Source organism: Plantibacter flavus, assembly GCF_002024505.1.
Lineage (GTDB): Bacteria > Actinomycetota > Actinomycetes > Actinomycetales > Microbacteriaceae > Plantibacter > Plantibacter flavus_A.
Genome location: NZ_CP019402.1, coordinates 1605476 through 1624580 on the forward strand (window position 1 = coordinate 1605476; position 19105 = coordinate 1624580).

Sequence of the window (19105 nt, forward strand, 5' to 3'; positions counted from 1 at the left end):
CGTTACGCTTGACGGATGCTGGAGCTGACATGGGCCTGATCAGAGACGGTCGTCGTGCCATCACGCTCGCCAAGGACTTGCTCGCCAACCGCCGGGCCAGAGCCGTCCTCGCGGCGCAGATGCAGGCGGCTCCCGTGATCGAGCCGGGGCGCTACAAGGTGGCCGTGTACTTCGCGGACGGCGCCGTCAACATGTACCAGATCCGCCAGTGGTACCGGCCGCTCGCCGAACTGTCGAAGCAGTGGCCCGTCCTCATCCTCAGCCGCGGTGCGACGGCGGCGGCGAAGCTGTTCGAGGAGTCGCCGATCCCGACGGCCTACGTCCGGACGGTCGTCGCCCTCGAGCGCACGCTTGCCGAACAGGACATCCGCGTCGTGCTGTACGTCAACCAGAACGCCAAGAACTTCCAGATGTTCCGCTACGGCTCCCGCTGGCACGTCTTCGTCAACCACGGCGAGAGCGACAAGATGTACATGACGACGAACCAGTTCAAGGCCTACGACTACAGCCTCATCGCCGGCCAAGCGGCGAGGAACCGGCTGGAGCGGGTGCTCTGGGACTACGACTTCGACAAGCGCGCGATCATGATCGGCCGCCCCCAGGCCGACCACTATTCGGGCGAACTGCCTTACACGCCCGATGAGCGGACCGTCGTCCTGTACGCGCCCACTTGGGAGGGCGACCGCGCGGCCGCGGCGTACGGCTCGATCGCGAGCCACGGCGTTGCCCTCGTCCGAGCACTCATCGCGACCGGGCAGCACCGCGTCGTGTACCGTCCGCACCCGAGGAGCGGTGTCGTCGATCCGGCCTACGCGAGCGCGAACCGCGAGATCATGGCCGCGCTCCAGGAGGCGAACCGTGCGGACGCCTCGGCCCAGCACGTCGTCGACACGGGTGCCGACCTCGGTTGGCAGCTGGCGGCGGCGGACGCGGCCATCGTCGACATCTCCGCGATGGTCTACGACCGCCTCGCGAGCGGGAAGCCGCTCATGATCACCCGTCCCGTGAATCCGGAGGCGGAGATCGACACCGGAGGGTACCTCTCGGCGTGCGAGTGGCTCGATGCGTCGGCCGCCGCGGACATCGTCGACGGCGTCGACCGACTCCTCGGTGATCCAGAGACGGTCGCTCGACTGCAGCACTGGGTCGAGTACTACTTCGGCGACACGACGCCGGGAGTGACGACGGCGAGGTTCCACAGCGCCATCGAGCATCTGATGTCGGAATGGGAACGGTTCGCCCTCGCGCACGCCGATGGCCGGCCGAAGCTCGACGAGCATGAGGACGATGAGGACGAAGACGAGGATGACGACGAGAGAGGACGCGCCTGAGGCGCCCTGAGCCGTTGAGTCCGCGCCCAGGAGAACCGCGTAGGGTCGGGCAGGTGAATCCGTCCTCCGGGCGACTGGCCTCCCTCGACGGAGTCCGTGGTGTCGCCAGCGTCGTCGTGGTGCTCTACCACGTGTCGTTGCTCGCACGACCTTTCGCGACCGGCCGGATCTCGGAGCCCGCCTGGGACATCGCGACCGAGACACCATTGAAGCTGCTCTTCGCCGGTACCGAGGCCGTGCAGGTGTTCTTCGTCCTGAGCGGTCTCGTCGTCGCACTCCCGCTGTTGCGAGGCGGCGCGAGCTGGCCGGGGTTCTTCGCCGCCCGATTCGTGCGGCTCTACCTCCCCGTGTGGGGATCGCTGCTGTTCGCCGCCGCCCTCATCCTCCTCATCCCGAGGGACCCGGCGTCGGTGACCACCGGTGAGTGGATCGCGAACGCGAACGCGACGAGCGTCGACCCGCTGCACCTCCTGAGGGAGGCCACCCTGACGCCGGCGAGCTACACCCTGGTGAACACCCTGTGGTCGCTGCGCTGGGAGCTGATCTTCACGCTCCTCCTCCCGATCGCCGTCCTGCTCGCTCGATTGCTGCGCCGCTGGGCGTGGCCGGTCGCCGCACTGATGTCCGTGATCATGGTGCTCGGACGGGTCGCGGGACTGGACGCCGCCGTGTACCTGCCGGCGTTCTTCATCGGTACGCTGATCGCCGTCCGGCTCGACGACCTCCGAGCCTGGGCTGCGGATCGGTCCCGCCCGCTGCAATGGGCGTTGCTCACGGGCGGGTCCGCGCTCCTGCTCGTCGCGAGCTGGCTCTCGCGACCGTTCGTCGAATCCTCATCGACGCTCGGTCAGGCGCTCTGGGGCCTGTCGGGTGTGGGCGCGGCCGGCCTCATCGTCGTCGCCATCGGAAGCCCGTTCGCCCGGCGGCTCCTCGAGGCGCCGCCGGTCCTCTGGCTCGGGAAGGTGTCCTTCAGCCTGTACCTCGTGCACGCCCCGATCCTGGCCACACTCGCCTTCTCGTTCGGAGATGAGCGTTGGTGGCTGGTCGGGATCGTCGGTGTCCCACTGAGCCTGCTGGTCGCCGCCGGGTTCTTCCAGCTCGTCGAGCGTCCGTCCCACGGCCTGGCGCGCAGCGTCGGTCGGGGGGTACAGGCGGGGGTCGCTGCGGTGCGTTCCCGGATGCTCAGCCGACGCGAGGAACGAGCGCGTTCCGCTTCTTCCGGCGAGCGGCCGCGTGCAACTCCTGAGCCCACCGACGGGTGACGGCCTCGTCGTCGTACTGCTCCGCGGTCGCCCTGGCGTGCTGACGCATCGCATCCACCTCGCCCTCGGGGAGCGACAGGAGGCGTTCGATGGCGGCTGACACGACGGCCGGTTCCGCGGACGGCACGAGGAACCCGTTCCAACCGTCACGGACGATGTCGGCCGGCCCGTACGGTACGTCGACGACGATGGGGAGACACCCGGCCGCCATCGCCTCGATGAGCACGAGTGGGAAGCCCTCGGAGGTCGAGGTCATGACGAGGAACGAACCCGAGCCGAGCTGCCGCCGGGCCGAGCGGTCGTAACCGTGCAGGACGACGCGGTGGTCCGGGTCCTCGGCGGCGAGGAGCGTCTGCAACTCGTCGAGCAGTTCCCCGCCGCCGTAGACGTCGAGTGTCGGGGGAGGCCCGTCCACCGGGGTGGTGGCGAGGACGGCGCGGATCGCGTTCGCCGGCCGTTTCCGGGCCGTGAGCGAACCGAGGAACATGCCGCGGCTGCGAGGCCGAGGTGCACGCGCGACGTCCGGTGCGACGAGTTCGCGCGAGTTCGGGATGACCCCGAGCGAGGCGTGCTCGCCGAGCATGGTCGTCACGTCCGCGAGCTGGCGGTCGCTGAGGAGGGCGACGAGGTCGAAGTCGTCGAGCGCCTCGAACACCGCTCGCCGTGACTCCCGCAGCCGACCGTGTGGTCGTTCCGTGCCCTGGAGGTGCGAGGCGTGCACCACATGCGCGGTGACGACGTTGCGTTTCCGGTAGCTCAGGACGAACGGGGCGATGGTCTTGCTGTCGACGATCATCCAGGCCGGAGCGCCCGCGGTGAGCGCGTCGAACCAGGCGCGGTACAGGGACCAGATGCGCCCCCAGGACCGGACGGGACGGCCCTGGTCGTCGCAGAGGACCACGGACCGGCCGCCCTTGACACCCCGCTCGCGCGTGTCGCGGCGGTCGGACAGGAGCAGGGTGCCGTCGGTCCGGTAGACGTCCACCTGCAGGATCTGACCGGACTCGTCATGTCGCTCGCGGCTGAGGACCACGTCGCCGCGGCGTCGTTCCACGCTGCCGTCCTCCAGGGGGAGCGGGGTGAACCCGTGGCGGGCCAGGTCGAGGGACCCACCCGGCAGGGGGTTGTCGCGCAGCCAGTCCCAGAGGTTGACGACCCGGAGGCCGTCGATCAGGTCTCCTCGCGTGCGCAGCCGTGCCTCCAACTCGGGGTAGTCCGCGCGGTGGTCGAAGGTGAGGACGTCGACGGGGGTGTCGGCCAATCGGATGAACGCGCGCGAGCGCTGGAGCATCGCCTCCGTCATGCCGCCGAAGTCGTCCGACAGACCCCAGGTCACCGCGAAGTGGCGGCCTTCCGGGAAGGGCTTCTGGGGACGGCGCAGGAATGGAAGTCTCACCCTCCGACGGTACGCGATGGACCTGGAGGGATGCCGCATCCGGACCGGCCCGGTCGGCGCCGAGCCCGAGCGCGCCGAGGGTGGTCAGGGACGCTGTTCGGGCCCGTCCGGGCCGACCGTCTCGCTGCCGGCCTCGATGGCCAGGTGCTTGCGGCGACGGAACACCTGGTCGCGGACCTTCCCGAGGCCGGACCGACCGGAGACGGCCCGCATCCGTGGCTCGAGGTCGAGGGGGACGACGAACGGCGCCGGTCCGAACGCCTGGCGAGCGGCACGGACGACCTGTCGGCCGAGCATGTGATTGCCGATGCCGCCGACGGCAGCTCCGACGCCGAAGGGCAGTGCTTTGCCGATGACGCCGGCGCTGCCGCTCGCCGCGAAGTGCTTCACGAAGCGCACCCGCAACTGGTCGGCGACGGGGCCCACGATCATGGACGGCAGACCCTGGGTGATCGTCTGGCCCCAGAACGCCTGCCGGGGGATGCCCTTCCCGGCCGCCTGGGATCCGAAGTTCCGCAGGAGGTCGGTTCCGGCCTTGCCGAGCATCATGGTCATGACGAGCGCGCGGGATCGCATCGGATCGGCCAGGGCGATGCCGTGGACCTCGGTGACCGACTGGGCGAACAGGGCGGTCGCCTCGAGGAACCCCGCCGTCTCGACACCGGAGAGCGCAAGGGTCGTCGCCGTCCCGATCGCCGGGACGACGGCGGTCGCGCCGACGGCGGCTCCCGTCGTCGTCACCGTCGTGAGGTACCGACGCTCCAGGACACGGATGAGCTGGTCCGCCGTCGCGTTCGGGTACATCCGCCGGATCGACCGGATGTGTGCCACGACCACCGGTCGCTGGACCCAGAGCAGACGGTCGAGCGCCCGCACCCATCCCGGCTCAGGCAGCATGGGCTGCTGTGCTGCGGCGGTGGGGAACTGGGCGGGACCCGGAACGGGTCCCTGCTGCGGTCCGGTCATGACGGCCTCCTCGTGGGCGGGGCGGCCAGTCTACGTCGACCCACTGCAGGTCGACTGACGCTTGCTGGCAGGCCTCAGCTGTTGTAGTCGGCGTTGTAGCGGTCGAGCACGTCATCGATCGGCGCGTCGAGCACGAGCGCCCCCTTGTCGAGGTAGAGCCCCCTCGTGCAGAAGCGTCGGAGGTCCTTCTCGTTGTGCGAGACGAAGAACAGGGTGCGCCCGCCATCGAGGAGTTCCTCGATGCGCCGGTAGCACTTCTCGCGGAACGCGCGGTCGCCGACGGCGAGGACCTCGTCGACGAGGATGATCGGCTCCTCGAGCTGTGCGATCACCGCGAAGGCGATGCGGACCTTCATGCCGCTCGAGAGATGCTTGTACGGGGTGTCCACGAAGTCGGCGATCTCGGCGAAGGCGATGATGTCGTCGAACCGTCCGTCGATCTCGCGCCGGGACATGCCGTGGAGGCCGGCCGTCAGGTACACGTTGTCGCGGACCGTCAGGTCGTTGACGAAGCCGCCGGTGATCTCGATGAGCGGCGCGACACCCTCGTGCACGCCGATGGTGCCCTCATCGGGCAGGACGACGCCCGCGACGAGCTTGAGCAGCGTCGACTTGCCCTGACCGTTCCGTCCGACGACGCCGATGGCCTCTCCGGGGGCGACATCGAAGGAGACGTGGCGCAGGGGCCAGAACTCACCCGGCTTCGAGCGTCGGTCGCGACCGGCGAAGAGGTCCTTGAAACTCCGCCGACCGCCACGGTTGCGCCGGAACCGGATCCCTGCGTCGGCCACCGAGATCGCCGGCCGAGCGGCGGTTGCGTTGCCTGTGGGCATCAGATCTCCTTCAGCACGGAGCGCTCGCAGCGCTTGAAGACGAGGAGACCGACCGCGAGGATGACCGTGGACATGGCGGCGGACACACCCACGAGGTGCCAGTTGAGCTCCTGTGGGAAGAACGCGGAACGGTAGAGCGCGAAGATCCCGCTGAGCGGGTTGAACGCCGCGAAGGGCTCGATCCTGTCGGGCAGCGCCGTCGTGCTGTAGATGATCGGCGTCGCGTAGAACATGAACCGCAGGACGAGCTTGACGGCGCGCTCGAGATCGCGGAAGAACACGACGAGCGGAGCGACGATCAGGCAGAGCCCGATCGTCAGGACGGCTTGGATGACGATGGCGAGCGGGAACAGCACGATGTCGAGGTTGACCTGCGCGCCGCTGAAGATCGCGAACGCCGCGAGGACCGGGAGCGCAGCGAGGAACTCGATGCCCTTCGACAGCACGATCCGGTTCACCCAGATGGTCCGGGGGATCGTCGTCGAACGCACGAGTTTCGCCTCGCGCAGGAAGGCGCGGGTGCTGTCGGACACCGATCCGGTGAACCACATCCACGGCAGCAGTGCCGCGAGGAGGAACACGATGTAGGGTTCCTCGCCGACGTCGCGCCGGAACACCTGCGTGAAGACGAACCAGTAGATCCCACTCATGACGAGGGGGTCGAGGATGGACCACACGTAGCCGAGCGCGCTCGTCGAGTAGCGCACGCGCAGGTCTCGGACCGTCAGGATCCAGAGCGCGTGGCGGTACCTCGCCGATCGCGACATCCTTGGCCGCGTCTCAGCTGAAGAACTCACGTGACCAACCTTATCGAGGTGACGCAGGAACGCCGCCCGCGACGCTCAGCGTCGGGACGGCGTTCGTGTGCGATGTGGACGGGGACCTCAGACGAAGAGGTTCGCGCGCTCGAGATCCTCGGCGAAGTCGACCTCGACCGCGTAGAGGTCGGAGATGTCGACCGGCTCGACGAGCATGCCCTCGCGCTCGATGGCGAGCTCGATGCCGCGCTCGAAGTAGTCCTGGTCGCCGACCTTGGTCAGGTAGCGGTGGAGCATCGTCTTGTCCTGCGACGAGATGTAGTTGATGCCCACGGCCTCGCCCAGCCCGCCGACGACGGTCTTCGAGAGCTCCTTGATGTAGCCCTCGGCGCTCGTCGTGTACTTGACCTCCTCGTCGGACACCTTGGAGGTGTTGACGGTCACGAACGAACGGTCTTTGGCGATCATCGCGGCAGCGCGGTCGAGGACGGCCGGGTCGAAGACGACGTCGCCGTTCATCCAGAGCACGCCGCCGGCCTGAGACGCCGCGAGGGCGCGCATGAGGCTCTTCGAGGTGTTGGTCTGGTCGTACTGCTCGTTGTAGACGAAGGAGGCGTCGGGGAACGCTTCGATGATGTGCTCGAGCTTGTAGCCGACGACGATCGTCACTTTGGCGCTCGCTCCGAACGCGTGGTGGATGTTGTCGAACTGCTGCTGCATGATGGTGCGGCCGTCGCTGAGCTCGGTCAGGGGCTTGGGAAGCGAGCGGCCGAGACGGCTGCCCATCCCTGCGGCAAGGATCACTACCTGGGTGGTCACGTTGTTCTCCTCAGTGTGGGTATGGAATCACGCGGTGCCACGATGCTGTGGACGATTCACCGAGGATTAACCAAGACGTGCATTGAAAGACACTCCGTTATGCCAAAATACAGGCTAGCCGCGGTGAACTCCGTCTGTCAGGGGTTCCCAGGGTCCGTTGTCGTTTTGTGATCGACCACCCGGCGTTTACACAGCTTGGGGGAGATGTGTCAACCGTTCATCCTGAGACTCCGCTGTCCGCTCCGGCCGCCGCTGTTGGTAGGTTTGCTTGGTGACTTCCACGACTCCGCCAGATCCCGCTCAGCAGCCGGCGCCTGCCGACGGCACGCCGACGAGTCCGGGCACGCCGAACACCGCCGATGCCGCCGGCGCACCTGCGCCGTCGACCGCTTCCGACGATCAGGCCGCTGCGGCGCCGACGGCACCGAAGCGCGCACCCCGCTCGACGACGCCTCGGGCTGCCGGAACGGCGAAGGCCCCGGCGAAGCGGCCGAGCACGCCCCGCACCCGCACCACGTCGGCGAGCGAGACCTCGGGGGAGCCCGGGGACGCCACGAAGCCGGCACCCAAGACGACCACGGCACGCTCGACGACCGCTCGGACCTCGACGGCGAAGACCACGGCCACCAAGTCGACGACGACGCGCACCACCGCCGCGAAGCGCACGCCCGCGAAGTCGGCTGCTGCAGCTGCCGATGCTCCGGAGGCCACTGCGTCGGCCGAGACGACCACCGCCCCGAAGACGCCCCGGTCGACGACCGCGCGCACCACCGCCGCGAAGCCGGCGACCAAGGCCGCCGGCGCCAAGACGACCACCGCCCGCACCTCGACGACGAAGTCCACGACGGCCCGGACGCCGGCCAAGCGCACGCCGGCGCGCACCAGCGTCGCGAAGCAGCCCGAACAGACGGCCGCCGCAGCCGCCGGCGTGCTCGACGAGGTCAGCGCACCGGGATCGGTCGAACGGCCGACGACGTCGACGCCCTCCGAGCAGCCTTCCCCTGAGGTCGTCGACCGGATCGCCGTCGAGGAGACTCGGGCCGACGCCACGCAGACCGAGACCCCGCCGACCGCGTCATCCATCGCCGGGGAGGCTGTGGACGACACGGCCCGGCAGGCGACGCCGGCACCGTCGGGGTCCGTATCGGTGGCGCCTCCGCGGGAGGAGGCCGTCACTCCGGTTGCAGCACCGAAGCGTCCTGCCGGCCGTCCCGCGCCGACACCGTCGTCCGCCGCCACCTCGTCACCCGCCGCGACGTCGCAGCGCAGCGAGGCCGACGGCGATGGCGCCCATCCCGTCGTCCTGTCGATCTCGGGACTCGTCAAGCAGTTCGGCGACACGGTCGCGGTGGACGGCGTCGACCTCGAGGTCCGACGTGGCTCGTTCTACGGCATCGTCGGGCCGAACGGCGCCGGCAAGACGACCACCCTGTCCATGGTCACGGGTCTCCTCCGTCCCGACGCAGGGTCCATCACGGTCCAGGGCGTCGACGTCTGGCAGGATCCCGCCGAGGCCAAGCGTGCGATCGGCGTGCTGCCCGACCGGCTGCGGCTCTTCGACCGCCTGACCGGCAGCCAGCTCCTGTACTACTCCGGCGTCCTGCGGGGGCTCGACCCCGCGACCGTCAAGTCACGGACCACCGATCTGGCTCGTGCCTTCGGTCTCGACGACGCGCTCGGCCGTCTCGTCTCCGACTACTCGGCGGGCATGACGAAGAAGATCGCGTTGGCAGCCGCACTCATCCATTCGCCGCGTGTCCTCATCCTCGACGAGCCGTTCGAATCGGTCGATCCGGTCTCCGCGGCGAACGTCATCGAGATCCTCCAGCGGTACGTCGCCAACGGCGGGACCGTCGTGCTCTCGAGCCACGGCATGGACTTCATCCAGCGCGTGTGCGATCACGTGGCCATCATCGTGCAGGGCAAGGTGCTGGCCGCCGGGTCCGTCGACGAGGTGCGCGGAACGGGCACGCTCGAGGAGCGGTTCGTCGAGCTCGCCGGGGGCCGCAAGTCGGCAGAGGGAATGGAATGGTTGCACAGCTTCTCCGACTGAAACTGCAGCTGACGCTCAACGCGTTCCGCCGCAGCCCCTGGCGACTGGTCGGGCTCGTCCTCGCGATCGCGGTCGGCGTGTGGATCGTCGTGCTCGCGAGCACCGGTCTCGTCGCGCTGCGTGGTGGCGATCCGGAGGTAACCCGCAACCTGGTCGTGCTGGCCGGATCGGCCGTCGTCCTGGGCTTCATCATCCTGCCGCTCGTCTTCGGTGTCGACGACCAGCTGGATCCTCGGGCGTTCTCGCTCTTCGGGCTGCCCAACCGCACCCTGTCCGCCGGCTTGCTCGTGACAGCGCTCGTGTCGGTGCCGTCACTCGTCCTCGCCGTCCTCGCGGCCTCGTCGGTCGTCACCTGGTCGCGGTCGCCGTTGCCCGCCGTCCTCGCCGTGATCTCCGCCGTCCTCGGCGTGCTGCTCTGCGCGCTCCTGGCCCGGATCGCCACCTCCATCTCCGCGAGTCTCCTCTCGACGCGTCGCGCCAAGGAGGTCATGGGTGTCCTCGGTCTGGTGCTCATCATCGCCGTGGCCCCGGCGATCATCGCCCTCACCACCGTGGACTGGCAGCGCGACGGGTTCGCCGTCCTCGGCCGGGTCGCTGACATCCTCAGTTGGACCCCGCTCGGCGCCGTCTGGTCGTTCCCCGGTGATGCCGCACTCGGCGGCATCGCGCCGGCGATCGTCAAGCTGCTGCTCACCGCGGCGACCATCGCGCTGCTCTGGTTCGCCTGGCAGGCGTTCGTCGCCCGATTGCTCGTGACGCCGGAACGCCTCGGGACGGGCCGCGACAGCACCGGTCTGGGCTGGTTCGACCTGCTCCCCGGTTCCCCGTCCGGAGCCATCGCCGCTCGGAGCATGACCTACTGGCTGCGCGACCCGCGGTACCTCGTCTCCCTCGTCATCATCCCGATCGCGCCCTTCATCTTCTTCGTGCCCATGCTCGTCGCCGGCATCCCGATGAACGTCCTCGCACTCGTCCCACTCCCGGTCGTGTGCTGGTTCCTCGGCTGGCTACTGCACAACGACCTCGCCTTCGATTCGACCGCGGTCTGGCTGCACGTCGCCTCGGGGGTCCGCGGACGATCGGACCGGATCGGCCGGCTCTTCCCGGTGCTCCTCATCGGCATCCCGCTCATCGCGGTCGGGTCGACGCTGAGCATCCTGTTCTACGGCGACTGGGACGCCCTGCCGTCGATGATCGGGGTGAGCACGTGCCTGTTGTTCAGCGGTGCCGGTATCGCGAGCTTTGTGTCCGCGCGGTTCCCGTACCCGACGTCGCTTCCCGGCGACAGCCCGTTCCAGCAGCCGCAGGTGCCGGGCAGCAGCGGCATGTCCGCGCAGTTCCTGAGCCTGCTCGGTACGGTCCTGCTCACGATTCCCGCCGGCTGGTTGGCCGTGCTCGGGCTCACCGGTGAGCCGAACTGGAACTTCGGGGCTCTCGCGGTCGGTGCGGGCACGGGCATCCTGGTCCTCGTGATCGGGATCTTCGCCGGCGGTCGCGTCTTCGATCGCCGCAGCCCCGAGATCGTCGGCTTCGCCAGCTCGCACTGACCCGACGTCGGCGACCGGATCGGCCCGCAGGAGACCCGGGTGCCGTCCGGCGGTACCATGGAGCCATGGCGCAGCATGACAGCACGAAGCAGCAGATGAGCACGATCGATCCCGGTGGCACGCCCGACGGTGGGAGCACGGCGATCATGGATCGTGAGCTCGAGGAGCTGATCGAGAGCGAGAACATCGAGCCCGGCGATCACGAGCGCTTCTCGCACTACGTCAAGAAGGAGAAGATCCTCGAATCGGCGTTGAGCGGTAAGCCGGTGAAGGCGCTCTGCGGCAAGAAGTGGACGCCGGGTCGCGACCCCGAGAAGTTCCCGATCTGCCCGGCCTGCAAGGAGATCTACGAGAAGCTCCTCCGCGACTGACGTTGGAGCGCACCGCGGCCGACGCTGAGATGCGTCGCCGCGGTCAGTCTTCGAGGTACACGGTCGGGAGCACGGGGTCGCCGCGGGTGAGGCTGACGGCCCGGGGTGGCAGTTCCGCCACCGCCTGTGCCCGGTGTTCCCTCGCCTGGCGCGTCCCCGCGGCGCCGAGGTACCGCTCGTCCACGAGTCCGCCTTCGACGAGCTGGACCATCAGGGGGCGTTCCGAGGCGGCGTCGGCCGCACCCTCGTGTTCGCCGGCCGGACCGTCGCCGAGGTAGATGCGCTCCTCGCGGGCGACCCCGTGCCGGTCGTAGGCCCGCGCAGCCGTCTTGCGGCCGCCGATGGTCGCCTTCTCGGCCGACTTCTTCGCGACGCTGATCCAGTCGCCCTGGTCGTCGCGGTGCGCCACGAGCTTGTAGACCATGCCCATGGCGGGGGAGCCGGAGCCGGTGACCACGGAGGTGCCGACGCCGTAGGAGTCGACCGGGGATGCGGCCAGGGCGGCGACGGCGTGCTCGTCGAGGTCGTTGGTGACCGTGATGCGGGTCGACGTGGCGCCGAGTCCGTCGAGGAGGCGGCGGACCTGGTCGACGACGATCGGCAGATCGCCGGAGTCGATGCGCACGGCTCCGAGCTCCGGGCCCGCGAGGCGCACGCCGAGTCGCACGGCCTCCTCGATGTCGTAGGTGTCGACGAGCAGCGTGGTCCCGGCGCCCATCGTGTCGATCTGGGCTCGGAAGGCGTCCTCCTCGGAGTCGTGCAGGAGGGTGAAGGAGTGTGCGGCCGTCCCCATCGTCGGGATGCCCCAGCTGCGTCCGGCCTCGAGGTTCGAGGTGGCGCTGAAGCCGGCGATGTACGCCGCCCGGGCTGCGGCGATGGCCGACCGTTCGCCCGTCCGACGGGAGCCCATCTCGGCCAGGGGACGGCTGCCCGCCGCAGAGGTCATGCGGGCGGCGGCCGTGGCGACGGCGCTGTCGTAGTTGAACACGCTGAGCGCCAGGGTCTCGAGGATGACGGCCTCGGCGAACGTGCCCTCGACGACCAGGATCGGCGAACCGGGGAAGAAGACCTCGCCCTCGCGGTAGCCCCAGATCGATCCCGAGAAACGGTAGTCGGCGAGCCAGTCGAGCGCCGTCGTGCTGACGACGCGCTCCTCGCGCAGCCACTCGAGTTCCGATTCACCGAAGCGGAAGTGCTTGAGCAGTTCGAGGAAGCGGCCCGTGCCGGCCACGACGCCGTAGCGGCGGCCGCCGGAGAGGCGTCTGGCGAAGAGCTCGAACAGGCACTCCCGATCCGCGGTGCCGCGGTGAAGGGCGGCGTCCAGCATCGTGAGTTCGTATCGGTCGGTGAGGAGAGCTGAGGACTCGTGCACCTGTTCAGCCTAGCCGCGAGCGTGCTCGGAACGTGGTGATCGGTCGGTCAGCGACGTCGATCGGCAGGGGCGGTAGGCTGGGTCATCGTGAACGACGCACCCATCGGCATCTTCGACTCCGGCGTCGGCGGACTCACGGTGGCGCGAGCGGTCAGCGATCAGCTCCCCGCCGAGTCCGTGATCTACATCGGCGACACGGCTCACTCGCCCTACGGTCCGAAGCCCATCGCCGACGTGCGGCGCTACTCGCTCGAGGTCCTCGACTCGCTCGTCGACCAGGGCGTGAAGATGCTGGTGATCGCCTGCAACACCGCATCGGCGGCCATGCTCCGCGATGCCCGAGAACGCTATTCGGTCCCGGTGGTCGAGGTGATCCAGCCCGCTGTGCGGACCGCGGTCCGGAGCACGAGGAACGGGCGCATCGGCGTCATCGGGACCGAGGGCACGATCAACTCGCGGGCGTATCAGGACCTGTTCGAGGTCAATCCCGAGCTGACGGTGTTCGGCCAGGCCTGCCCTCGGTTCGTCGAGTTCGTGGAGGCCGGCGTCACGACCGGCCCCGACCTCCTCGAGGCGGCGGAGGAGTACCTGGCCCCGCTCCGGCACGCCGGCGTCGACACCGTCGTCCTCGGATGCACCCACTACCCCTTCCTCAAGGGCGCGATCAGCTACGTGATGGGTCCGCAGGTGTCGCTCGTCTCGAGCGACACCGAGACCGCGAACGACGTCTACCGCGTACTCGTCACCCGTGACCTGTTGCGCGACAGCAGCGAACCCGCCACCCACCGGTACGAGGCGACCGGGAGCAGCGCCGACGACTTCATCGCCCTCGCCAACCGTCTGATGGGTCGGGAGATCTCCACCGTCTCGCTCGTTCAGACCGGCGTGATCGACCTTCCATCCCACCAGTTCGAGGAGCACATCCATGAGTGACATCGCGCGCGCCGACGGCCGCACCAACGACCAGCTGCGTCCCATCACGATCGAGCGCGGCTGGAGCGAGCAGGCCGAGGGTTCGGCACTCATCAGCTTCGGCCGGACGAAGGTCCTCTGCACGGCGTCCTTCACCAACGGCGTGCCGCGCTGGCTGAACGGCAAGGGTCGCGGCTGGGTCACCGCGGAGTACGCGATGCTGCCCCGTTCCACCAACGAGCGGATGGACCGTGAAGCGGTCAAGGGCAAGATCGGCGGTCGTACCCACGAGATCTCGCGACTCATCGGTCGGAGCCTCCGCGCCGTGATCGACACCAAGGCCCTCGGCGAGAACACGATCGTCATCGACTGCGACGTCCTGCAAGCGGACGGTGGCACCCGCACGGCGGCGATCACCGGCGCCTACGTCGCCCTCGCCGATGCGATCGAGTGGGCGCGCGGCAAGAAGTTCATCTCGCAGAAGGCGTCGCCCCTCACCGACAGCGTCTCGGCCGTCTCGGTCGGCATCATCGACGGCGTGCCCATGCTCGACCTCGCCTACGTCGAGGACGTGCGCGCCGAGACCGACATGAACGTCGTCGTCACCGGCGGCGGATCGTTCGTCGAAGTGCAGGGGACGGCCGAGGGTGCCCCGTTCGACCGCCGCGAACTCGACTCCCTGCTCGACCTCGCCGTCGGTGGCGCTGCGTCGCTCAAGGCCATCCAGTTCGAGGCCCTCGGACGCTGATGAGCGTCGAGATCGTCCTCGCGACGCACAACCAGCACAAGGTCGAGGAGTTCCAGCGGCTCGTCAGCCGCGACGTCCCCGGGATCACGGTCCTCGCCTACGACGGCCCGGAGCCCGTCGAGGACGGCACGACCTTCAGCGAGAACGCGTTGATCAAGGCTCGGGTCGCCGCCGCCCACACCGGCTCCATCGCGCTCGCCGACGACTCCGGCATCGGCGTCGAGATCCTGGGTGGATCGCCGGGCATCTTCTCGGCGCGCTGGGCCGGCTCGCAGCACGACTCGACCGCGAACCTCGCCCTCCTCCTCGATCAGCTGCGGGACGTGCACGAGGAGCATCGTGCCGCCTGGTTCGCCTGCCACCTCGCCCTCGTGGTGCCGCCTGGGATCGACGGGATGGAGCCGCTCGAGCACGTCGCCGTCGGCACCTGGCGCGGAGCCCTCGCGACGGAGCCGAGCGGGACCAACGGCTTCGGGTACGACCCGGCGTTCATCCCGGACGGCGAGCATCGGACGGCGGCGGAGCTGTCACCGGCTGAGAAGAACGAGCTGAGCCACCGCGCACTCGCCTTCCGAGCGCTCGTCCCGGTGCTGCAGCGGCTCGTGCCCGAGGGGCCCGCGTCGACCGCCAGCTGAGCATGATACTCAGGACCATTCCTATCTCGGCATGAACCCTTCCGCGGGCGCTGGGAAGCTCCTACGGTTGATGCATCATGGGTCACGATCACGCACACGCCGGCACCGCCAACCGCAGGAGACTCGCGGTGGCGATCGCCATCATCGCGACCGTCCTCGTGGTCGAACTCGTCGGTGCCTGGGTGAGCGGTTCGCTGTCCCTCCTCGCCGACGCCGGGCACATGCTGTCGGACCTCACCGGGCTGATCATCGCGCTCGTCGCCACGATCGTGGCCGCGCGCCCGGCCACCGACCGGCAGACCTTCGGGTATCAGCGCGCGGAGGTGTTCGGCGCGCTCATCAACGCGCTCATCCTGATCGCCGTCGCGGTGTCGGTCCTCATCGAGGGGGTGTCCCGCCTCGTCGACTCGGCGGACGCGGAGGTCAGGAGCCTTCCGATGTTGATCGTCGCCGTCATCGGTCTCGTCGCGAACCTCGTCGCCCTCCAGGTGCTGCGCGGCGGCCGCGATACGTCGATCAACATGCGAGGCGCGTACCTCGAGGTCCTCGGCGACCTCCTCGGATCGATCGCCGTGATCATCGCCGCGGTGGTCATCATGCTGACGGGCTTCGCTCAGGCCGACGCCATCGCTTCACTCGCGATCGCCGCGATGATCGTGCCGCGGGCGTGGTCGTTGCTCCGCGACGTCGTCCACGTCCTCAGCGAGTCCGCGCCGTCCGACACGGACGTGCAGGAGATCAGGGACCACCTGCTCGGCACCGAGGGGGTCGTCGCCGTCCACGACGTCCACGTCTGGCAGATCACGTCCGGCCAGCCGGTCTTCTCGGCCCACGTCGTCGCCCGGCAGGAGGTGTTCGCCGACGGTGGCACGGGGGAGCTGCTCGACCGTCTCGGTTCGTGCCTCCACGACCACTTCGACGTCGAGCACTCGACGTTCCAGCTGGAGCCCGAGGAACACGCCTCACACGAGGAGTCGCACCACCGCTGACGCGCGGGGCGGGTCCGGTTGTTGCGCCACTCGCGCGAGCGGCGCCACCGGCGATCAGACCGTGTTGTTCCCGCGGTCGCGCTTGAAGACGTCCTGGTCGGCGAGCTTCGAAGCCGCGGCCCGACGCTCCTCCTCGGTGATGGTGCCCTGCAGCGCCTTCGCTTTCCGGCTCGACTGGATGTAGTGCCAGGTGGTCGGGATGAGGGTGAGGACGACGGCCCCGATGAGGATGACGTCGATGTAGTTCTGCACGAAGGTGGCGACCGGCGGGATGTACCCGAGCAGGTAGCCGAAGAAGGTGAGCCCTGCGCCCCAGATGAGCGCACCGATGAGGTTGTAGAGCGAGTACTTCTTGTAGTTCATGTGGCCGATGCCGGCAGCGACCGGCGCGAAGGTCCGGACGATCGGGACGAAGCGCGCCAGGATGACCGCGAGGGCACCGAAGCGCTCGAAGAAGGCGTTCGTCCGCTCGACGTTCTTGATGCTGAAGAGACCGGACTCCTTGCGTTCGAACACCTTCGGCCCGAGTTTGTGCCCGATGAGGTACCCGACCTCGCCGCCGAGGAACGCTGAGAACCCGATCGCGAGGCAGACCCACCAGATGTCGATCTCGATGACGCGGGCGGAGCCGAACGCGAGGAGACCGGTGATGACGAGCAGGGTGTCGCCGGGGAGCAGGAATCCGACGAGGAGGCCGGTTTCGGCGAACACGATCGCGCAGACCACGACGAGGGCCCAGGGACCGACGGCGGTGATGATGCCCTCCGGGTCGAGCCAGGGGATGAGGGCGGTGTGGACCATGCGGAGCTCCTGCTGTCGGGGGAGGGATGGAACGGCGTACGACGATGTCGCGTGCGGGAGAAGGGACTTGAACCCTCACGCTCGAAAGCACAGGAACCTAAATCCTGCGTGTCTGCCAATTCCACCACTCCCGCGGCCCGCTCAGTCTACGGGAGCGAGGTCGGGAACGTCCTGAGCTTCGGCGAGGAGCCACGGACAGCGGAGCCCGGGTCGGCCCGTGTATGCTCGGCTCCATGCGAACGACGTGTGCAACGAGCTGGTGGCCCGCCTCCTAGGCGGACCGCGCACGTGCACACACGACGACTCGACCGCCTGACAGGGCGGTCGTTCTCGTTCGGAGGCCCTGTCGGATCGGTCCCAGCCTGAGGACACCACCATGACCACCCTGCTCCACCGCGTGCTGCACGCCGGCCCCGATTTCCCGTTCGCGGTGCTCCGCCGACACGGCAGCGACACCGTCGACCTCTACACGGGTGAGGTCGTCGACGTCGAGTCGCTCGCCGACATCCCGCTCGGAGCCACCGGCGACGACCACCAGCCCGAGGTCCTCACGCTCGTGCCCTATCGCCAGGTGGGCGAGCGCGGTTTCGCGGCGATGGACGACGGCGCCCCGCTGCGCTGCCTCGTGGTGAGCGAGCGTGAGACGGTGACGCTCGACGACATGCTCGAGCGACTCCCCGCCGACGCGGTCCCGCTGGTCGACGGCGGGTTCGACGTCTCCGACGAGGACTACGCGTCGATCGTGCGCCGCGTCATCGAGGACGAGATCGGACGCGGCGAGGGCGCCAACTTCGTCATCCGACGCGAGTTCACCGCGACGACCGAGGTGCCGGCCGAGCGCGCGGTCCTCGCCTGGTTGCGGGCGCTCCTGTCGGGGGAGACCGGCGCCTACTGGACGTTCGCCGTGCACACCCCGGGCGTCTCGATGGCCGGTGCGACGCCCGAGCGCCACGTCGCGGTCGCCCGCGACGCTTCGACCGGTGAACGCACCGTCACCATGAACCCCATCAGCGGCACCTTCCGCCACCCGCGCTCCGGCGCGACGGGCGACGACTTCCGCGCGTTCCTCGGCGACGTCAAGGAGACCGAGGAACTCTTCATGGTCGTCGACGAGGAGATGAAGATGATGAGCCGGGTGTGCGCCTCCGGTGGACGCATCCTCGGTCCCTACGTCAAGCAGATGTCGCGCCTCACCCATACCGAGTACCTGCTCGCCGGGACGAGCGAACTCGACGTCCGCGAGGTCCTGCGGTTGACGATGTTCGCACCGACGGTCACCGGCTCGCCCATGCAGAACGCGTGTTCGGTCATCGCCCGCCATGAGCGGAACGCGCGCGGCTACTACTCCGGCGTGCTCGCGCTGTTCACCCCGGTGGGCGACGGCGACTACGAACTCGACGCACCGATCCTCATCCGCACCGCCTACGTCGACGACGCCGGCCTCGTCCGCGTGCCCGCCGGTGCGACGCTCGTCCGTCATTCGGATCCCGAGTCGGAGGTGGCCGAGACGGCGGCGAAGGCGGCCGGTGTGTTGACTGCGCTCGGCGTCATGGCACCCGCCGAGCTGGGTCCGACCGTCGACCTGGCCTCGGAGCCAGGAGTCGAGGAAGCGCTCCGAGCGCGGAACGAGCGGTTGGCGTCCTTCTGGTTGCAGCCGCAGCACCCGGCGCCCGTCGGTTCGCTGTCGGGCCGTACCGCGGTCATCGTCGACGCCGAGGACGAGTTCACCGCGATGCTCGCCCACCAGCTGCGCCACTTCGGGATGACCGTCAGCGTGGAGCATTGGTCGGCGGTGACCGACGCACTCGTGGACGTCGACCTCCTCGTCGCCGGTCCGGGGCCGGGCGACCCGCTCGACCTCGCCGACCCGCGGGTCCGCCGGATGCACGAGATCGTGTCCGCGCGTCTCGCCGCCGGAGCGCCGCTGCTCGCCGTCTGCCTGAGCCATCAGGTGCTGGCGATCCAGCTCGGGCTGCCGATCGAACGCCTCGACGCGCCCGTCAGGGGCTGCAGCTCGACCTGGACCTCTTCGGCGAGCAGTCGTTGATCGGGTTCTACAACACCTTCACCGCACGGCTGGCGGGTGAGGCTCCGGTCGGTGGGGTCGAGATCGCCGCCGATGCGGCGTCGGGCGACGTGTTCGCGATGCGCGGTCGTGGGTTCGCATCGGTCCAGGGGCACCTCGAGTCGGTGCTGTCGCGCGACGGGCTCCGCACCCTCGGGTCGCTCGCGGGCCATGCGCTCGCGGGTGTCGCGTCCGGGCGATCGGCTGCCGCCGTCGGTTCCTGAGCGTCATGCGCGGCCTGGACGGT

General features: G+C 69.1%; 18 protein-coding genes and 1 tRNA gene. 11 read left to right on the forward strand and 8 right to left on the reverse strand.

The features are described from left to right. Positions 1-29 precede the first annotated feature (29 nt). Both BWO91_RS07540 and BWO91_RS07545 read left to right on the forward strand, forming a co-directional pair. Positions 30-1331 (forward strand): CDP-glycerol glycerophosphotransferase family protein, encoded by a 1302-nt coding sequence (locus BWO91_RS07540; protein ID WP_071260989.1) that lies wholly within the window; start codon positions 30-32, stop codon positions 1329-1331. Positions 1332-1384: 53 nt separating this feature from the next. After that, positions 1385-2593: an acyltransferase family protein gene (locus BWO91_RS07545; protein ID WP_079002159.1), complete on the forward strand. Its 1209-nt coding sequence runs from the start codon at positions 1385-1387 to the stop codon at positions 2591-2593. Here BWO91_RS07545 and BWO91_RS07550 read toward each other — a convergent pair. The 5 genes from BWO91_RS07550 to BWO91_RS07570 all read right to left on the reverse strand — a co-directional run bounded on the left by BWO91_RS07550 (position 2514) and on the right by BWO91_RS07570 (position 7365). Then, positions 2514-3989, reverse strand: coding sequence for a glycosyltransferase (locus BWO91_RS07550; RefSeq protein ID WP_139205394.1), 1476 nt, complete (start codon positions 3987-3989; stop codon positions 2514-2516). The genes BWO91_RS07545 and BWO91_RS07550 overlap by 80 nt on opposite strands. 84 nt (positions 3990-4073) lie before the next feature. Further along, complete coding sequence (locus BWO91_RS07555) at positions 4074-4955, reverse strand: hypothetical protein (RefSeq protein WP_079002164.1); 882 nt, start codon at positions 4953-4955, stop codon at positions 4074-4076. A gap of 74 nt (positions 4956-5029) precedes the next feature. After that, positions 5030-5788 carry an ABC transporter ATP-binding protein gene (locus tag BWO91_RS07560; RefSeq protein ID WP_064296198.1) on the reverse strand — a complete coding sequence of 253 codons (759 nt, stop codon included), beginning with the start codon at positions 5786-5788 and terminating at the stop codon, positions 5030-5032. Next, complete coding sequence (locus tag BWO91_RS07565) at positions 5788-6555, reverse strand: ABC transporter permease (RefSeq protein ID WP_064296199.1); 768 nt, start codon at positions 6553-6555, stop codon at positions 5788-5790. The genes BWO91_RS07560 and BWO91_RS07565 overlap by 1 nt, the downstream gene beginning before the upstream one ends. Before the next feature lie 117 nt (positions 6556-6672). Beyond that, on the reverse strand, positions 6673-7365 hold the full coding sequence (locus BWO91_RS07570; RefSeq protein WP_064296200.1) for an NTP transferase domain-containing protein: 693 nt from the start codon (positions 7363-7365) through the stop codon (positions 6673-6675). 271 nt (positions 7366-7636) lie between these two features. Here BWO91_RS07570 and BWO91_RS20495 point away from each other — a divergent pair, with 271 nt between their 5' ends. From BWO91_RS20495 to BWO91_RS07590, 3 genes are all read left to right on the forward strand, one after another. After that, a complete protein-coding gene (locus tag BWO91_RS20495; protein ID WP_346425822.1) occupies positions 7637-9418 on the forward strand; it encodes an ABC transporter ATP-binding protein in 1782 nt (593 codons plus the stop codon). Then, positions 9394-10965, forward strand: a complete 1572-nt coding sequence (locus BWO91_RS07585) for a hypothetical protein (RefSeq protein WP_079002168.1) — start codon at positions 9394-9396, stop codon at positions 10963-10965. The genes BWO91_RS20495 and BWO91_RS07585 overlap by 25 nt, the downstream gene beginning before the upstream one ends. Positions 10966-11060: 95 nt before the next feature. Beyond that, on the forward strand, positions 11061-11336 hold the full coding sequence (locus BWO91_RS07590; RefSeq protein WP_064296346.1) for a DUF3039 domain-containing protein: 276 nt from the start codon (positions 11061-11063) through the stop codon (positions 11334-11336). Between the two features lie 43 nt (positions 11337-11379). Here BWO91_RS07590 and BWO91_RS07595 read toward each other — a convergent pair whose 3' ends face one another. Then, positions 11380-12708: a nicotinate phosphoribosyltransferase gene (locus BWO91_RS07595; RefSeq protein ID WP_079002169.1), complete on the reverse strand. Its 1329-nt coding sequence runs from the start codon at positions 12706-12708 to the stop codon at positions 11380-11382. An 87-nt stretch (positions 12709-12795) separates the two neighbouring features. On the opposite strand from BWO91_RS07595, the gene murI reads away from it, so the two are divergent. The 4 genes from murI (at position 12796) to BWO91_RS07615 (ending at position 15992) form a co-directional block, all read left to right on the forward strand. After that, positions 12796-13641 carry a glutamate racemase gene (gene murI, locus BWO91_RS07600; RefSeq protein ID WP_071260977.1) on the forward strand — a complete coding sequence of 282 codons (846 nt, stop codon included), beginning with the start codon at positions 12796-12798 and terminating at the stop codon, positions 13639-13641. After that, the gene (gene rph / locus BWO91_RS07605) at positions 13634-14368 is read left to right on the forward strand and encodes a ribonuclease PH (protein WP_064296204.1); all 735 of its coding nucleotides are present in this window, start codon (positions 13634-13636) and stop codon (positions 14366-14368) included. Before murI ends, rph begins: the two co-directional genes overlap by 8 nt. Further along, the gene (gene rdgB, locus BWO91_RS07610) at positions 14368-15003 is read left to right on the forward strand and encodes an RdgB/HAM1 family non-canonical purine NTP pyrophosphatase (RefSeq protein WP_079002171.1); all 636 of its coding nucleotides are present in this window, start codon (positions 14368-14370) and stop codon (positions 15001-15003) included. Before rph ends, rdgB begins: the two co-directional genes overlap by 1 nt. A gap of 77 nt (positions 15004-15080) precedes the next feature. Beyond that, entirely contained in the window at positions 15081-15992 is a 912-nt protein-coding gene (locus BWO91_RS07615; protein ID WP_071260973.1) for a cation diffusion facilitator family transporter, read from the forward strand. A 54-nt stretch (positions 15993-16046) separates the two neighbouring features. On the opposite strand, the gene BWO91_RS07620 is transcribed toward BWO91_RS07615, so the two are convergent. Both BWO91_RS07620 and BWO91_RS07625 read right to left on the reverse strand, forming a co-directional pair. After that, positions 16047-16793 carry a DedA family protein gene (locus tag BWO91_RS07620; RefSeq protein ID WP_071260971.1) on the reverse strand — a complete coding sequence of 249 codons (747 nt, stop codon included), beginning with the start codon at positions 16791-16793 and terminating at the stop codon, positions 16047-16049. Between the two features lie 52 nt (positions 16794-16845). Next, positions 16846-16927: transfer RNA gene (locus BWO91_RS07625), tRNA-Leu, on the reverse strand. A gap of 242 nt (positions 16928-17169) precedes the next feature. Here BWO91_RS07625 and BWO91_RS07630 point away from each other — a divergent pair. Further along, positions 17170-18840 (forward strand): chorismate-binding protein, encoded by a 1671-nt coding sequence (locus BWO91_RS07630; RefSeq protein ID WP_346425823.1) that lies wholly within the window; start codon positions 17170-17172, stop codon positions 18838-18840. Continuing rightward, positions 18837-19082: a hypothetical protein gene (locus BWO91_RS20500; RefSeq protein WP_346425824.1), complete on the forward strand. Its 246-nt coding sequence runs from the start codon at positions 18837-18839 to the stop codon at positions 19080-19082. The genes BWO91_RS07630 and BWO91_RS20500 overlap by 4 nt, the downstream gene beginning before the upstream one ends. Positions 19083-19105 lie beyond the last annotated feature (23 nt).

What these genes read in the sequence shown, in the direction of transcription:
- BWO91_RS07540 (WP_071260989.1), top strand. Translation starts at nt 30, where the DNA reads ATGGGCCTGATCAGAGACGGTCGTCGTGCCATCACGCTCGCCAAGGAC.
- BWO91_RS07555 (WP_079002164.1), bottom strand. Translation starts at nt 4,955, where the DNA reads ATGACCGGACCGCAGCAGGGACCCGTTCCGGGTCCCGCCCAGTTCCCC.
- BWO91_RS07560 (WP_064296198.1), bottom strand. Translation starts at nt 5,788, where the DNA reads ATGCCCACAGGCAACGCAACCGCCGCTCGGCCGGCGATCTCGGTGGCC.
- BWO91_RS07565 (WP_064296199.1), bottom strand. Translation starts at nt 6,555, where the DNA reads ATGTCGCGATCGGCGAGGTACCGCCACGCGCTCTGGATCCTGACGGTC.
- BWO91_RS07585 (WP_079002168.1), top strand. Translation starts at nt 9,394, where the DNA reads ATGGTTGCACAGCTTCTCCGACTGAAACTGCAGCTGACGCTCAACGCG.
- BWO91_RS07590 (WP_064296346.1), top strand. Translation starts at nt 11,061, where the DNA reads ATGAGCACGATCGATCCCGGTGGCACGCCCGACGGTGGGAGCACGGCG.
- rph (WP_064296204.1), top strand. Translation starts at nt 13,634, where the DNA reads ATGAGTGACATCGCGCGCGCCGACGGCCGCACCAACGACCAGCTGCGT.
- rdgB (WP_079002171.1), top strand. Translation starts at nt 14,368, where the DNA reads ATGAGCGTCGAGATCGTCCTCGCGACGCACAACCAGCACAAGGTCGAG.
- BWO91_RS07615 (WP_071260973.1), top strand. Translation starts at nt 15,081, where the DNA reads ATGGGTCACGATCACGCACACGCCGGCACCGCCAACCGCAGGAGACTC.
- BWO91_RS07620 (WP_071260971.1), bottom strand. Translation starts at nt 16,793, where the DNA reads ATGGTCCACACCGCCCTCATCCCCTGGCTCGACCCGGAGGGCATCATC.
- BWO91_RS07630 (WP_346425823.1), top strand. Translation starts at nt 17,170, where the DNA reads ATGACCACCCTGCTCCACCGCGTGCTGCACGCCGGCCCCGATTTCCCG.